This is a genomic window from Prolixibacter sp. DSM 2831 (genome assembly GCF_056493735.1).
Map to the genome: position 1 here is coordinate 1,549,808 of NZ_CM151379.1, position 15,405 is coordinate 1,565,212.

The following is a 15,405-nucleotide window of genomic DNA, read 5'->3' on the forward strand; positions in this document are numbered from 1 at the left end:
ATGGTAAGGAGAATCATCAAAATAGTAAGCTGGCTGGTTGGCGGAATCATCATTCTGATTCTCGCTGTGCTGTTGATGCTCCGTACCGGGATGCTGAATCAATGGCTGGCATCCGTCGTATCGTCGAAAGGGAGTGAGATGATGCATGCTGAAGTGAAACTCGATTCCATCCGGGGAAACCTGTTGGGTGATTTTTACCTGAAGAATTTCTCGCTTTCGCGGAATGATACAACATTGTTGGCTTTTCAAAAGCTGGAAGTAAAATATTCTCTGGCATCTGTCCTTAGAAAAAACGTGAACGTTGACTATGTTGGGCTGGAACAACTTCGTGTTTTTGCTGTCCAGGAAAAAGACTCGACCTGGAACCTGGAGTACATTCTTCCGGCGGATACCACAAAAGTGCAGCCGGATTCGACATCCAAAAAACGAAGTAGTTGGAAGTTCAACATATCCGACTTTCGTCTGAAAGACTTTCTGGGAACGGTCGTCCCGATTGATACCGCCGCGATTATTCCGCGCAAATTGGCACTCAGCTTAGCATTATCTTTCCGGTTCGAACCGGAAGACCTGATGCTAAATCTAAAGCAGTTTCACCTGCAAACGCAACAACCAGATGCAGTTATCGACAGCCTGACGGGAAAGCTGGAGATGATGAAACGTCGGTTGAAGTGGAGCGATCTGCGCTTTCAAACTGCGCGTTCGCAGATGACCAGTAACGGAATACTGCCGCTCGATTCACTCAATTTAGCTGATTTGCAGCTGGCTTTTCAGCCCCTCGATTTGGCCGATTTGCAACCTTTCATTAAACAACCACTTTACGGCAAACCTAATATTCAGCTTTCGCTGAAAGGAGGTATGCAGCAAAACCAGATGAAACTCGAGGTTCACGAGGCACAACAGCGCCTTGCCCTTGAGGGATGGTTCAAAGATTTGCGCACGAATCCGCAATATAATTTTCACTTAAACATCGACAGTATCAATGCAGCAACCTGGACGGGAGATAGCGCTTTAACCTCATTGATTTCCGGACGATTTGCCGTTGATGGTGATGGCTTTGACCTGAAAACCAATCGTGTCAAGCTGGATGGACAATTGAATGATGCCCGCTATTCCGGTTATACCGTGAAAAATTTCTCAGTGAACCTGGACAAACGAGCCGGGAATGTAGACGCCCGTCTGAATGCGGATGCATGGCTTGGAAAGATGGAGAGTACAGCTCACCTTGAACAGTTGTTTACCCATCCTGCTTATCAAATCAACGCCCGGTTGAGGCATGTGGATCTGGCCGATTTCCTGCCGAAAAATTCATTGAAGTCAGATGTGAATCTGGATCTTCGGTTGAAGGGCTCGGGAATGAAACTGAATGATTTGAAAGCACAGGCAGAAATACGCTCAAACAATACGATTCTGCTGGGGCAACAGGTGACGGATTTCCATACCCGGATGCGTTACGATGCAGGCGATTACCGATTGGATAGTCTGCTCTTCGAGGTTCCGGCCTTTCATCTGTTTGCGAGAGGGAAGGGGAACATTCACTCGGGCAACGATTTTTCATTAACTGTTCAGGCTCGTGATATTAATAGTCTGGCCAAACCACTCGGATTGCCGCCATCGAAAATGACGGGTAAGATTTCGGGAAGAGTAACCGGCCCGGCTGATTCGCTCCGGCTTGCCGGAAACATCGATTTGCAACATCTCCGTTATGATTCTATTACAGTGGGCTCCGTTACCGGAAAAATTCAGGCATTACTTCAGGATAGTCTTTACCGAGGGGAAGCCAATTTGCAGGCAGGTTCAATGGATATCAACGGCATCGCTATGCAGTCGTTGGGGCTGAAGACCCAATTCAAAGATGGATGCCTGGACAATCAGGTTGATTTGGTGATGAATGATTCACTGAAGGCAAATCTGGCTGCAAACGTATTTTTTAAAGATGCTCTCCGGATTGATTTGAAACGACTCCATTTGAATTTGATCCACTCGGAATGGAACGGTGGAAGCGATTCGACTTCGGTTATTCCGTCGGGTGATTCCATTGTGGTGAGGAACCTGGAATTGGCGTCGGCGAAGCAAAAAGTCGCTCTGGATGGCCGTTTCGCTTTTCATGGTAATGAAGATTTAAACCTGTCTCTCGATAATGTCGATTTGTCGCAAATTCCTCCTTTCAAAGGAGTTCCTGAAAACTTAAAAGGAATTGTTTCGTCCGGAATCCGGTTGACTGGTAGTGGCACTAAACCGGAAATACAGGGGTTTCTGGATATACAGAAGCCTGCGCTCGACACCATCAGTCTGAAACAGATTGCAGCTGACGTGAATTTCCGGGATGAGAGGATGAAATTGCAGTTAGGTGTGTTGGGTGAAAAGGATTCTCTCCTGACTGCGGAGTTGGACCTTCCATTACATCTTTCATTTGCTGACAGCATTTACCTGCTTCGGAAAACCGAACCGGTACATGGTTATTTACGGATAGATAGTTTGGAATTAGCCCGTTTTAACCGGTTTATTGCTCAACAGGGCATGAAAGTGGGCGGACTGTTTTCGGCCAATGTGCAGCTCTCGAATACCATCGACGATGTCAAAATCGGTGGGCACGTATATCTGGACAACGGGCAATTTGACGACAAAGAGTATGGATTGAGCTATCGAAATATCACACTACGAAGCGGACTTCAGGGAAACCGGTTTTCTATCGATACCCTTGGGATGAGATCCGGGAAGGGATACCTGGGAATGCACGGTTATATGAAGCTGAAATCGCAGTTGAGTGCTGAGCCGGAATTCATTCATCTGAATATCAGTGGAAGAAATTTTACTGTGGCCAATTCCGACTTGCTGGATGCGGTTATCAATACAAATATGCTTTTGGAGGGAACTCCGCGGCAGCCCAAATTCTCGGGAAATCTGACTGTTGAAGAGGCACATTTGAATGCAGATGCCCTGCGAGCCAGGATGGCGGTAAAATCGAACGATCCAAATCCGCCGTTGTTAGTGCAGGCCATAAACGATGCGTCCGCAACTGATACAACAGGTAAGAAACAGGTGACTGTAAATGATACGATTTCAGCTTTCCAGTCAGTTGATTTTTATCGTCAACTGAGTGGAACTTTTACGGTTCGCATTCCCGGAAACTTCTGGATCAAAGGCAAGGACATGAACTTTGAGCTGAAAGGAGATTTACGTGCAGTGAAGGAAGGAAAACCGGTTGATCTTTTCGGTACATTGAATGTGCAGCGTGGGTTTTATAAGATGTATGGCAAACGATTCGATTTTGAATCAGGCAGCTTAACCTTTACGGGAAGCGATGAAATTAACCCGATGGTTGATTTTACCATTGCCTATTCCTTCCGCGATGTCGAGAAGCAGCTGAGGAAAATTACCCTGCACATAACCGGAAGAGCGCTTGAACCAAACTTTGAGTTTCGTCTCGATGGTCAGCAAATTACCGAACAGGATGCCCTGTCGTATATTCTGTTTGGACGTTCTTCCAATCAACTTACTTCAGCGCAGAATTCGAGCGTGAACAGTGCATCCGGTGTAGCAAAGAATTTGGCGCTCGGACAGGTGTCGTCGGTGTTGAAAGATGCGCTGCAGTCGACACTCAACCTCGATGTGCTGGAGATTTCCGGAGGCGAGGACTGGTCGTCGAGCAGCGTTACCGTTGGAAAATACATTACCAAGAACCTGTACCTGGGATATCAGCGGACTTTTGCTCTCGATAAGAAGACCAAAATCATAGCTCCGGAGAAGATTACCCTGGAATACCAAATTCTGCGCTGGTTGTACCTGCAGGCAACCAACCAGACGACCAACTCGGGTTTCGATTTAATTATTAAAAAGTCGTGGAAATAGCGGATTAACCGGTCTGACTGATTTTTTCCAGCATGTCGCGTTTCAGCAAGGTGATGTCGCCGTTGTTGTCTTCGAGAATTCCGTTCTCCTTAAAGTCCTTGATTCCCCGTACCACACTCATTACGGACATTCCTGTAAATTCAGCGATATCTTTCCGCGTAAGCGAGAGATGAAACGAATCACTTCTGTACAGCTGATCGGCGAAAAACAGAAATGCTTCAGCCAGACGACCGTTCATCTGTTTCTGTGTCAACGATACCAATTTTTCGGTACGGTGAGCAAAATGCTGGTTGATGCCATGAATGATGGAAGCTGCAAATTGCCCGTTTTGGCGCACGAACTTCTCAAAAATATGGATGTCCATGGCACAAATCACTGAATCTTCCACTGCTGCAATCGAGAACTGCAGAATACTGTTCATGTACAATGACGAAAGCCCCATCAGTTTGCCACTCGGATAGAAGTTCAGAATGAGGTTGTTGTCTTTGTCGATTTCGCGATAGATTTTAGTGAGTCCCTTTTTTAGGAACAATATATGGGTGACAAACGAGCCCTGTTTAGCGATAACTTCCCCTTTGCGGTAGTGCAATTCAACCCTTCTTTCATCTACCGAAAGCAACTCTTCTTCCGATAATTTTTCAAAACAGGCTGATTTATTCTGGCATAAAAGGCATGATGTTTTTGTGCTATTGTCAATCATTCAGCTCCTTACAATTACTCCGTTTCATGTGATAATTCGCGCGTAAACATACATCTATTTACAGATGTACACAAGGCTATTTCAACATATGTATGTTTGGTTTTTTGACTTTCTGAATGTCATATTCGATTTCCTATAAGCATCCATATATGTAGGTATTATTACATCAAGATATTTAGGTTATTAAATAAAACAACAAACCAATGAATGTTAAGAACATAGGAATTTCTTTCGTGATTCTGTTTGGATTTTGGTTGTTGCTGAACGGCACTTTTACGACGCCCATTATCGTCACCGGTTTAATCGTTTCGTTGATTATTCCGATGTTTTTCTGCGCGCGTTGTGACGTGTTTGCCGATATGCGGCTTACCCCCAAAGCGTTTCTTTACACCTTCATTTATCTCTTCGTTTTTGCGTTTGAGTTGGTGAAAGCGAACCTGGATGTTACCCGCCGGGTGATTTCTCCAAAGCTTCCCATCAACCCCGGGATTGTGAAGGTAAAGACCAAACTGAAATCAAAAATGGCCCGGATGATTCTGGCCAATTCCATCACACTTACGCCTGGTACCTTTACTCTGGCCATCGAGAAGAAGTACCTCTACATCCACTGGATCGATGTACAAGATAAGGATGTTGAGGCAGCTACGAAAGAGATCGTTCAGAAATTCGAAAAATACCTGGAGGTGATTTATGGTTAACACAATTCTTACTATCAGCGTGGTACTGATCCTGCTTTCGGTACTGCTTTCGCTCTACCGTTTCATCAAAGGTCCCAATACCGCCGATCGCGTGATTGCCTTTGATGTAATGACCATTGCGTCCATCGGGCTGATTGCCCTGATATCCTATTTCGCCAACCGGCTTATCTACCTTGATGTGGCTGTAGTTTACGGCTTACTGAGTTTTATCGGGGTGATTGTTGTGGCAAAATTCCTTGAAAAAAGTTTGTGATATGGAAATACTGAAAATAATTGGCGCCGTGATTACCCTGATGGGCTCGATTGCTCTATTCCTTGGAGCGCTCGGTCTGGTCAGGATGCCCGATTTATACAATCGCATCCAAACGGGAACCAAAGCGTCAACCTTCGGAACTGTCCTCACCCTGCTGGGATTAATTTTCATTTTCCCCGGATGGGTCGGAAAACTGGTCATCCTGATGCTGTTTGTAGGTATCTCCAACCCGGTTTCATCGCACGTGTTGGCGCGCAATGCTTACCGCTACGGAGTCCCGCTTTCGGATAAAACAACGGTTGACCGTTTGGCAGAGGACATCGAAAACAAAGAAGTTGAACCTGTAAACAACGCCCAATGATTTATCTGATTATAGCCATTGTACTGGGAATTATTATGCTGGTTGCCGCTGTTATCGCGGTGTATAATAAGGACCTGAAAACAGCCATCATTGCGGCAGGTGTTACCAGTCTGTTTGCATCGGTGCTGTACGTGTTGCTGGCTGCTCCTGATGTGGCGTTGACGGAAGCGTCGATTGGAAGTGGTTTGACGACCCTCATTTTCTTCTATGTGTATAATAAAATAAGACGAAATAATGCTCAGGAATAGTTTAATACTGCTGGTATTGCTCGGATTTGCCGCAGCGATTTTTCCACTTCTGCACTCGTACGAAGCGAAAGATGCGTTGACCGGTGTTGCTGAGCATTATGCCAACTACGGAAAAGAAGAGGTTGGAGCAGCAAACCTGGTTTCGGCTGTGGTAGTTACCTATCGTGGTTTCGATACGCTGGGTGAGGTTACCATCCTGTTTCTGGCCTCTGCGGTTATCGGCCTTTTTCTGAAGGCTTCGGAAACCTATACCAAAGATAGACGGTCGGTTTTCTTCAAATCGACAGAAATCCTGGTGACGGCTTCACGGTTGCTGGTTCCCATGATTCTGCTTTTAGGCGTGTACATCTTCATCAACGGACACTTGACTCCGGGTGGAGGTTTCCAGGGAGGTGCGGTCATCGCGTCGGCATTTGCGCTCCTGCTTTTGTCACGTCCGCAGAAGCATTTCAACCACAAAGTTATTTCGGTGGTTGAATCGATTTCGGGAATCTCCTTTGTTTTCATCGGCCTGTTAGGTGTTCTGCTGGCCGGCGGATTCCTTGATAACCATATTCTGGCGATGGGAAAATTCGGTACGCTGTTGAGTGCCGGCGCCATCCCGATTATCTACATTCTTATCGGACTGAAAGTTGGTTCCGAACTGACCGGTATTGTCCGTAATCTGAAAGAATCTCAAAAAGAAGGATAAATGCAACTCTTTAGTATAGAATATATCAGTCTGGTAGTTGGTTTCCTGATTCTGCTGATCGGAATCTGGGGCATTCTCACCCGGAAGAATATCCTGAAGATGGTGATTGGTTTCTCACTGTTCGACACGGGCACACACATTATAATTGTGGCGCTCGGTTATGTGAAAAACAAAACCGCTCCGATTCTGAACCAGCCAGGTCTGCAAACCGATACCGCACATAAGATTGTCGACCCGGTGCCTCAGGCGCTGGTATTGACAGCGATCGTGATTGGCCTGGGTGTAACCGCTTTGATGCTGGTTTACGCCATGAAGCTTCATAACGAAAAGAAAACGTTGAACATTCAAAATTATAAAGACTTGAAATGGTAGCACCTATCTACATCATCGCTACGTTGCTGGGAGTTGCGTTTGGCCTGGGTTTATTTGGTAAGAAAATGAACTCATCGGCTGGCTTCCTCTCACTGCTGGCGCTCGGTTTTGCATCCTTCATTTCCCTCGAATGGCTGGCCGGTTTCTGGTTGTACGACAGGGCTGCCGAGTATATTTATACGGCAGGCTTTCAACCGCCATTCTCCATCAACCTGTTGATGGGAAAAGAGGAAGCACTGTTTACGTCCATGATAAACGTAGCCGGATTTTTCGGAGCGGTTTATCTCTGGGATAAGTTAAAGAAAATTGGTTCGAACGGTTACGTTACCCTGATGGGGATGATTCTCGGTCTGAACGTGATCATCATGACCCGCGACCTGTTCAACCTGTTTGTATTTCTCGAAATCAGCAGCATTGCAACGGCCGGTCTGATTATCTTCAGTCAAAACCTGAAGACCATCGCCGCCGGTTTTAAATACATGCTGGCCACCGGAATTATCTCCGGAATCCTGTTGCTGGGAATCATTTTCATGTACTATTTTACCGGTACCCTGAATATTGATGATTTCCTGTCCGTTCATTCCCTCGCGGTGAAAGGATTTGGCGTGGCTGTCTTCTTTGTGCTGATTGCCATTGTACTGGAACTGAAACCTTTCCCGGCTAACGGTTGGGGACTGGATGTATACGAAAGTGCCGATTCGGGCATTGCTGCATTGATTTCGGCCGGAACAGCCACTGCATCATTCTTCGTGATGTACAAACTGTTGCCGCTGGGAACTCCGCAGTTCCATATGGTACTGGCCGGCATTGGTCTGGCTACCTTCATCGGTTCCAACCTGATGGGCCTGAAACAAACCAATCCGAATCGTTTGTTGGGGTATTCATCCATCGGACAAGTTGGTTTGCTGGTAACCATTCTGGGACTTTCTGAATTCCTTGGTGATCGTACCACGTTCATCGCGTACAGCATTTTGATTAGTCACTTCTTAGCGAAAGCCGGATTGTTCTGGATTTCCGGAATTGTCAAGCGTTCGTCAATTAAAGAGTGGGCTGTATTACGTAACAATCGCTTGCTGATGATTCTTTTCGGCGTGTTCGTTTTCACGCTGATTGGTTTCCCTCCGTTCCCTTCTTTCTTCGGAAAATGGGACATGATGCTGCAGCTGGCTTCTTCTAACCAGTATTTCTGGATTATTGGCGTGCTGCTAGGCTCGTTGCTCGAAGGTGTTTATCTCTTCCGCTGGTTGGGATACGCGCTGAAACTGGACAATACGGAACTGCCTTCTTTCGAAGTGAAATGGAATAAGGTATTGCCGGTAGTTGTCTTCGGAGCTGCCACCTTCGTAATTGGCTATTTCGTTAGCTCGATTCATCCTTATGCAAAAGTGATTAACTACATCCCGCTGGCGGTTGCTCTGGCATTCGTGCTGATTGACTTCCTTCCGGTGTATGTAAAAAATACCCTGGCTATTCTGGCCATGGCTTACTACTATTATTACCTCTACCCAACACTTTCCAGTTTTGGAGCCGTGTTCGGAGCCATCTTTATGGTAGGAGGTATCGTTACCCTGATTGCCGGTTATGCTTACAAAGGTCAGCGTCGCGGATTTTATCCGTTTGCCCTGATGATGTTTGCCGGTTTGATTGGCCTGATTGAAGCAAAAACCACCATTGCATTCTTCTACGCATGGGAAGTGATGACCGTTGGTTCATATTTCCTCATTATCCGTGGTAAGAAATCGATGCCGCACGCATTGAGTTACATGATCTTCTCGATGGGAGGCGCTTACCTGATGCTGGCTGGTTTTGCCATCGCTTCGGTTGGTCAGTTCAACCTCGACATCAGTACGCTGTCACATGTGCTGGTTTACCCAACCTGGGTGTTTATCCTGTTGGCGGTTGGTTTCATGACGAAAACCGCGTCGCTTGGATTGCATATCTGGCTGCCGGGTGCACACGCTGAAGCAGAAACCGATGTTTCTCCGATGGTGTCAGCCATCCTGCTGAAAGCTGGTGTTTTCGGTCTCGTAACACTGTTCCTGGCCATGGGTGATCAGTTGATTGGCGGAGACGTTAGCGTGATTTACCTGCTGGGTTGGCTCGGAGCCATCACCGCTGTCATGGGTAACCTGATGGCTGCTTTCCAGGAAGATGCCAAGCGTTTGCTGGCATACTCCAGTGTGGGTGTACTCGGTTACATTCTGTTCGGCCTGTCGCTGATGTCGCACCTGGGATGGTTGTCAGCCATTTCTATTTCGGTGACTCACTTCATGTTTAAATCGTTGCTCTTCCTCGCTATTGGTGGGGTAGTATGGCGCGTGAAAACAAAAGAGATGTACCGCATGGGAGGACTCATCAAACGGATGCCGTTCTCATTCTTCTCGGTACTCATCGGTATCATCGTGCTGGCTGGTTTGCCACCGTTGTCTGGTTTCTCCGGAAAGTGGATTTTCTACAACGCTATCATGATGAAACAATGGTACCTGCAGGGAGCCCTGATTTTCTTCTCAGGAATTGTTGCTTTCCTCTACGTCTTCCGGTTAATTCACACCGTTTTTCTTGGTCAGTTGAAGGACGAGCATCGTGAAGTAAAAGAGGCTCCGTTCTGGTTGCTGGTTCCGCAATACATGATTATTGGCGTATTGTTGTACTTCTCAGCTATCCCGAACTCATTGCTCAAGCCGATTGGTAAGATCATCAAGCCATACTTCCCGGTAGGAGCGCTGGAATGGACCGGCCAGCATGCCGTAAGTCCTTATGGTTACTGGAATGGTTTGGTCATCTTCTATATCGTGATAACCATCTTCCTGGTCGCCCTGGTTTGGCTAATCATCAACAACCGAAGAGCACAGAAAGTGAAACAGTTCAACATCGTATTTGCTGCTGAGCGTCCGTTCAAACCGGAGACTTCACATTACGCCTATAATTTCTATGCGCACTACCGCAAAGCCCTTGGTATTCTGGTAGAACCGAAAATCACCGGCTGGTGGGAAGGTGTTGCCGAATGGGCGCACGCTGCAGGCGATAAATTCCGGAAAATCTACAACGGTGACGGACAGACCTATATGGTTCACATTATGGCATTCATCGTTATCATCTACCTAATATCATTTGGAGGTTTTTAAATGGGAACTATTGTAACGAAAATACTATATGCGCTGCTCACCCTGTTTATTGTGACCAACTACGGATTGATTCTTTCCGGTGTGGTTCGCAAGATTGGAGCCAGGGTAGGGCGCCGGCATGGCATACGGTTTTACCAGCCATACATCGACTTAATTAAGAACTATACATTCCGTACCCGGATTACCCATGGGATCATGTACTACATTGGCCCGGTTTTCCGGTTAACCGGAGGAATTGGCTTGTTGCTGTTCCTGCCTGTTATCTACGGCTCGCCGGTATTCGATAACTTCTCGTTTGCTGGTGACTTAACCTTTGTGCTCTACTTTCAGTTCTTTGGAGTTCTCGGAATGGCACTGGGAGCAGGCGAAAGCGGTCACCCGTATTCGGCACTGGGCGTTTCACGCGGTCTGGCACAGACCACAGCCATGGAGCTTCCGCTGACACTGGGTGTTCTGGCACTGGCCGTTCAGTATCATACCCTGAATATTCATGAAATTGTAGCTGCTCAGCAGGGAAGCATCCTTCACTGGACGCTCTTTACCAATCCGCTGGCTGCTATCGCGATGATGCTGTCGTTCCTGGCAATGATGGGACGCTCACCATTCGACGTGGTGCTGGCACCGCAGGAAATTCCGATTGGCCCGCCAACCGAGTACCATTCAGCATTGCTGGGTGTCCTGCAGCTCAACCGGGCTATTTTCCCGGCAGCCAAGCTCATCCTATTCATGAACCTGCTGTTTGGTGGCGCTACCAATTGGGGCGAACTGATTATCAAAACCTTCTTCATATACATGTGGTCGGTATTTGTTGGAATCGCTTACCCGCGTTTCCGGGTCGACCAGTCGGTGCGGTGGTACCTGGGTATCCCGCTGTTAATCGGGGTGGCCGCCATCCTGGTAGTCAAATACTTTTAAAGCTTAGTTGACATGGGTAAAGAATATATAGAAAAGAGGACCGTCATCTCACCGGAAGGTAATCCGATTGAGGTGGATCCGTTGAAGGATTACTTCTGTGATGCCGCTCCTAAATCATGCAAATCGGCCAGTGGCATCATCGAAAAGTTTGCCAACTGGGCCCGAAGCGAATCACTCTGGGTGCTTGGTTTCGGAACCGGGTGTGGTGCGATTGAAATGCGCCCGCTCATGACGCCCCGTTTCGACGCTTACCGTTTTGGTATCCAGTGGCGGCCGACACCCCGTCAGGCTTCGGTGTTCGTTATCTCCGGTTACCTTTCGGTGAAAACACTGAAACGTGTGGTTCGCAGTTACGAACAGATGCAGAACCCCAAATTTGTGGTAGCGCTCGGAAGCTGTACCATCAATGGCGGGATGTACTGGGACAGTTACAACACCATTAACCGTCTCGACCATTATATGCCGGTTGACGTGTACATTGCTGGTTGTATGCCGCGTCCGGAAGCATTGCTGGCCGGTTTCGACAAACTGAAGCATATCATCCGCGAAGGAAGAGGAGAGGGCGCCAACAAATACGCTGAGAACTTCGAATGGTACAAAGGCAACCAGAAGAAAATCATCAAGGACTGGGATATGCCCGATTATAACTGGTAAACTGGTTTGAACCTGTAAAAAAGAAGATTATGCAAACGATTATAGAAAATCTGCAAAAGCACTTTCAGGTGGTCAGCTATCACCAGCAACGGGAAAACCTCGGTTTTCTGATTGCCTCAAAAGAGGTGGCTGTTGGTTTGATTACACATCTGAGAGACTATGAAGGTTTCGCTCACCTGGTGCTGCTGACGGCAGTCGACTGGATTGAAGACGAGCATTTTCAGCTGACCTATCTGCTTCACCATCCTGAAAAGAAAGTGGATTTGGGTGTTCGCGTGATGATTAGCCGCGAAAACGCTGAGATGTACTCCATCCACCACTTGTGGGAGCAGGCTCGTACTTATCAGCGAGAACTGCGCGAGATGTTTGGTATCAACTTCCCCGGCAGTCCAGATGTGGACAAGCCGTTCATCCTCGAGGGATGGGAAGAAATTCCGCCGTACCGGCGCGATTTCGATACCAAAGAGTATTCGGAGAAAACGTATTTCCCCCGTCCGGGACGCGAAACACACGATCCGGCGGAATACATGAAGAAAAAGCTTTATCCCAATGAGTAAGAAGCTGCTGAAATGGAATGAGGACAGAACCCTCTTCCCCGAGAAAAATAGCGAGGGCAAGATTGACGTGGATTACGATTCGCATAAATTCATGAAAATCTGGCACGGCCCTCAGCACCCCGGTATCACCGGAAACATGTCGCTGGAGCTGACTTTGCTGGGCGATGAAGTAATGGATTGCGAAACACACGTGGGCTACCTGCACCGTGGTTTCGAAAAGCTGATGGAGCGCCGGAAATACATTCAATGTTTCCCGATTGTATGCCGTGTAGCCGTTCCGGAACCTGACTTTAACGAGTACTGTTTCGCTTCCGCGATGGAAGAGCTGGCCGGCATTGAAGTACCGGAAGCAGCCGAGTGGTTGCGTACTCTCGTACTCGAGATGTCTCGTCTGCAGAGTTTCCTCGCATGGATTGGCGGACAGGCTGGTTCCCTCGGACAAGGTATCATCGGACAGTGGACGATTTACCTGCGCGACCTGATTCTCGACCGTTTTGAGGAACTGACCGGAGGCCGTATTTATCACATGTACATGCTGCCCGGTGGTGTTCGTGGTTTGCTGCCTGATGGTTTCCGTCAGCGGATGACCGAGAACCTCGACGAAATCGAGAAGTTCATGAAGGATGTGAAGAAGGTAATGTTCGACAACGCCGTGTTCAAGAAGCGTACTGTTGGTATGGGCGTTATTGACCCCGCATGGATCAATCCCTTCGGAATCACCGGTCCCAATGCCCGTGCAGCGGGTGTGGCCAAAGATGTTCGTAAGGACAATCCGTATCTGAAATATCCGGAACTGGATTTCGAACCGGTAGTAGGAAAAGATTCCGACATCTACACCCGTGCTGATGTTCGCCGTCGTGACTTGCTGATGACCGTCGATTTGATTCGTCAGATCATGACGAAGATTCCCGATAAGGGCGATATCCGCGCGAAAACTCCGAACGTACTGCACTGGAAAGTGCCAGCTGGCGAGACTTACAGTCGTGCTGAGTGTACCCGCGGAGAGTACGGTTACTACATGGTTTCGGACGGAACGGAATACCCACGCCGAATCAATGTACGCGGACCGAGTTATACGCACGCTGTGGCCCTCCTCGAGAAGATGATTGTGAATGCCAACATCGCCGATGTGGCCGGATTAATGGTTTCATTGCATACGTATCCACCTGAAATTGAACGATAATTATGGCAAAGTTAAATGATATACTGTCCCCGTTCACAGCCTGGAAACATGTGGTCCGCGAACCCGTGACCATCAAGGATCCGCTGAACCGTGAGGCCGCCGACCGGTACCGGGGATTTCATAAGAATGATATCAGTGAATGTATTGGTTGCGGTACCTGCGAGTCCATTTGTCAGAATGCTGCCATCGACCTGGTGCCGGTGGAAGGTGTCGACACAAAGGATGGTGACAGTGGTCTGCGTCCCCGTGTAGACTACGGACGCTGCTGCTGGTGCGGTCTGTGTGTGGATGTTTGTACCACCAATTCGCTTTCGCTGAGTAATGAATATACCTGGGTTGACGAAGATCCGGATAGTTTCCGTTTCGTACCCGGAGCTGAAAACAAGTCGTGGGATAACCGCGAAAAAGGTTACAAGAAACCGGGTAACGGTTACGAACTGTACAACCCGAAACGTGAAGCGATGGAAGAGCTGGAGCCGGAAAAACGCGACCAGTCATTCATCGAAATCGTACAGGGATACTCGAAAGAGCAAGCTGAGAAGGAAGCCGACCGTTGTGTGGAATGTGGTATCTGTGTGGCTACCTGTCCTGCGCACATGGGAATTCCGGAGTACATCAAAGCCATCCGTAACGACGATTTGAACGAAGGTTTACGTGTGCTGTACGACACCAACCCGCTGCCTGAAATTTGCGGTCGTATTTGTACTCACAAGTGTGAAACCGTTTGTTCCGTTGGTCATCACGGCGATCCGTTGTCGATTCGCTGGCTGAAGCGTTACATCGCTGACCAGAACCCGGCTGAAGAGTACAAGCAAATACTCAATACTGAGAACATTCAACCTAGCGGGAAGAAAGTCGCTATCATTGGTTCCGGACCTTCCGGCTTGTCGGCTGCACACTATCTGGCCCTCATGGGTTACCAGTGTACCATCTACGAAAAATTGCCGGCTGCCGGTGGTATGATGCGTTTCGGTATTCCGGAATATCGTCTGCCGTACGAGCAGCTCGACAAGGATATCAACTACATCCTTTCATTGGGCGTTGAAATTAAATACAATGTCACGATAGGTAAGGATATCACCCTGGAAGAGTTGCACAACCAGTATGATGCGGTCTTCTCAGGAACCGGTTTGCACATGGGACGCAGTACCCGCGTACCCGGAACCGACCATCCGAAAGTTTACCAGGCAGTCGATTTGCTGCGTGATATCGTGCTGGGTAAAGAGATACCGCTGGAAGAGAATATCGTGGTGATTGGTGGTGGTAACGTGGCAATGGACATTACCCGTTCACTGGCTCGTCTGCAGAAACAGAAATACGGCAAAGTGGGTGTGTTGGCCACTTCTCTCGAATCGGAAGACATTATGCCGGCCGACCGGGAAGAGGTAATCGAAGCCCGCGAAGAGAACGCCGTTATCGATCCGGGATGGGGACCAGTTGAAATCGAAACCGAAGGTGATAAAGTGAAAGGTCTGCACGTGGTGAAATGCCTGTCGGTATTTGATGAAAACCGTCGTTTCGCTCCGAAGTTCGACGAAGAGCAGAAGAAGTTCTTCCCGGCTGACATGGTGGTTGAATCCATCGGTCAGGGAATGGATCTTTCGTACCTGCCGGAAGCGTTCAAAGAGCAGCTGGATATGGATCAACGTGGTCGTATCCTCGTAAACGACGATTTCCAAACCAGTGCGGGATGGTTGTTCGCCGGTGGTGACATCATCCAGGGACCTGATGTAATTCACGGTATTGCCAACGGTCACAAAGCGGCCATGGGCATCGATAAATATTTGTCTGAAAAATAA

14 protein-coding genes are annotated in these 15,405 nt (G+C 48.0%); 13 read left to right on the top strand and 1 reads right to left on the bottom strand.

Annotated elements, in window-relative coordinates:
- Window positions 1–3,849 (top strand): translocation/assembly module TamB domain-containing protein, encoded by a 3,849-nt coding sequence (locus AC060N_RS06145; protein ID WP_479526317.1) that lies wholly within the window; start codon window positions 1–3, stop codon window positions 3,847–3,849.
- Window positions 3,850–3,853: 4 nt separating this feature from the next.
- Here the strand turns inward: AC060N_RS06145 and AC060N_RS06150 are convergent, their stop codons facing one another.
- On the bottom strand, window positions 3,854–4,549 hold the full coding sequence (locus AC060N_RS06150; protein WP_479526318.1) for a Crp/Fnr family transcriptional regulator: 696 nt from the start codon (window positions 4,547–4,549) through the stop codon (window positions 3,854–3,856).
- A 203-nt stretch (window positions 4,550–4,752) separates the two neighbouring features.
- On the opposite strand from AC060N_RS06150, the gene AC060N_RS06155 reads away from it, so the two are divergent.
- Genes AC060N_RS06155 through AC060N_RS06210 form a run of 12 tightly spaced genes read left to right on the top strand, consistent with a single transcriptional unit; the run spans window position 4,753 to window position 15,405 of the window.
- On the top strand, window positions 4,753–5,247 hold the full coding sequence (locus tag AC060N_RS06155; RefSeq protein WP_106542109.1) for a Na+/H+ antiporter subunit E: 495 nt from the start codon (window positions 4,753–4,755) through the stop codon (window positions 5,245–5,247).
- On the top strand, window positions 5,240–5,500 hold the full coding sequence (locus AC060N_RS06160; RefSeq protein WP_153638393.1) for an MrpF/PhaF family protein: 261 nt from the start codon (window positions 5,240–5,242) through the stop codon (window positions 5,498–5,500). The genes AC060N_RS06155 and AC060N_RS06160 overlap by 8 nt, the downstream gene beginning before the upstream one ends.
- Window position 5,501: 1 nt before the next feature.
- Entirely contained in the window at window positions 5,502–5,861 is a 360-nt protein-coding gene (gene mnhG / locus AC060N_RS06165; RefSeq protein ID WP_479526319.1) for a monovalent cation/H(+) antiporter subunit G, read from the top strand.
- The gene (locus AC060N_RS06170) at window positions 5,858–6,109 is read left to right on the top strand and encodes a Na(+)/H(+) antiporter subunit B (protein WP_106542106.1); all 252 of its coding nucleotides are present in this window, start codon (window positions 5,858–5,860) and stop codon (window positions 6,107–6,109) included. Before mnhG ends, AC060N_RS06170 begins: the two co-directional genes overlap by 4 nt.
- The gene (mbhE, locus tag AC060N_RS06175; RefSeq protein ID WP_463231148.1) at window positions 6,096–6,800 is read left to right on the top strand and encodes a hydrogen gas-evolving membrane-bound hydrogenase subunit E; all 705 of its coding nucleotides are present in this window, start codon (window positions 6,096–6,098) and stop codon (window positions 6,798–6,800) included. Before AC060N_RS06170 ends, mbhE begins: the two co-directional genes overlap by 14 nt.
- Window positions 6,801–7,172, top strand: a complete 372-nt coding sequence (locus tag AC060N_RS06180; protein ID WP_463237213.1) for a sodium:proton antiporter — start codon at window positions 6,801–6,803, stop codon at window positions 7,170–7,172. It begins immediately after the preceding gene.
- Window positions 7,166–10,297, top strand: a complete 3,132-nt coding sequence (locus AC060N_RS06185) for a proton-conducting transporter transmembrane domain-containing protein (protein ID WP_479526320.1) — start codon at window positions 7,166–7,168, stop codon at window positions 10,295–10,297. The genes AC060N_RS06180 and AC060N_RS06185 overlap by 7 nt, the downstream gene beginning before the upstream one ends.
- The gene (locus AC060N_RS06190; RefSeq protein WP_479526321.1) at window positions 10,298–11,212 is read left to right on the top strand and encodes a respiratory chain complex I subunit 1 family protein; all 915 of its coding nucleotides are present in this window, start codon (window positions 10,298–10,300) and stop codon (window positions 11,210–11,212) included. It abuts the gene before it with no gap.
- Between the two features lie 12 nt (window positions 11,213–11,224).
- Complete coding sequence (locus tag AC060N_RS06195) at window positions 11,225–11,866, top strand: NADH-quinone oxidoreductase subunit B (protein WP_463231144.1); 642 nt, start codon at window positions 11,225–11,227, stop codon at window positions 11,864–11,866.
- Window positions 11,867–11,895: 29 nt separating this feature from the next.
- The gene (locus tag AC060N_RS06200) at window positions 11,896–12,423 is read left to right on the top strand and encodes an NADH-quinone oxidoreductase subunit C (RefSeq protein ID WP_036984376.1); all 528 of its coding nucleotides are present in this window, start codon (window positions 11,896–11,898) and stop codon (window positions 12,421–12,423) included.
- Complete coding sequence (locus tag AC060N_RS06205) at window positions 12,416–13,606, top strand: NADH-quinone oxidoreductase subunit D (protein WP_153638401.1); 1,191 nt, start codon at window positions 12,416–12,418, stop codon at window positions 13,604–13,606. The genes AC060N_RS06200 and AC060N_RS06205 overlap by 8 nt, the downstream gene beginning before the upstream one ends.
- 2 nt (window positions 13,607–13,608) lie before the next feature.
- On the top strand, window positions 13,609–15,405 hold the full coding sequence (locus AC060N_RS06210) for an FAD-dependent oxidoreductase (protein ID WP_479526322.1): 1,797 nt from the start codon (window positions 13,609–13,611) through the stop codon (window positions 15,403–15,405).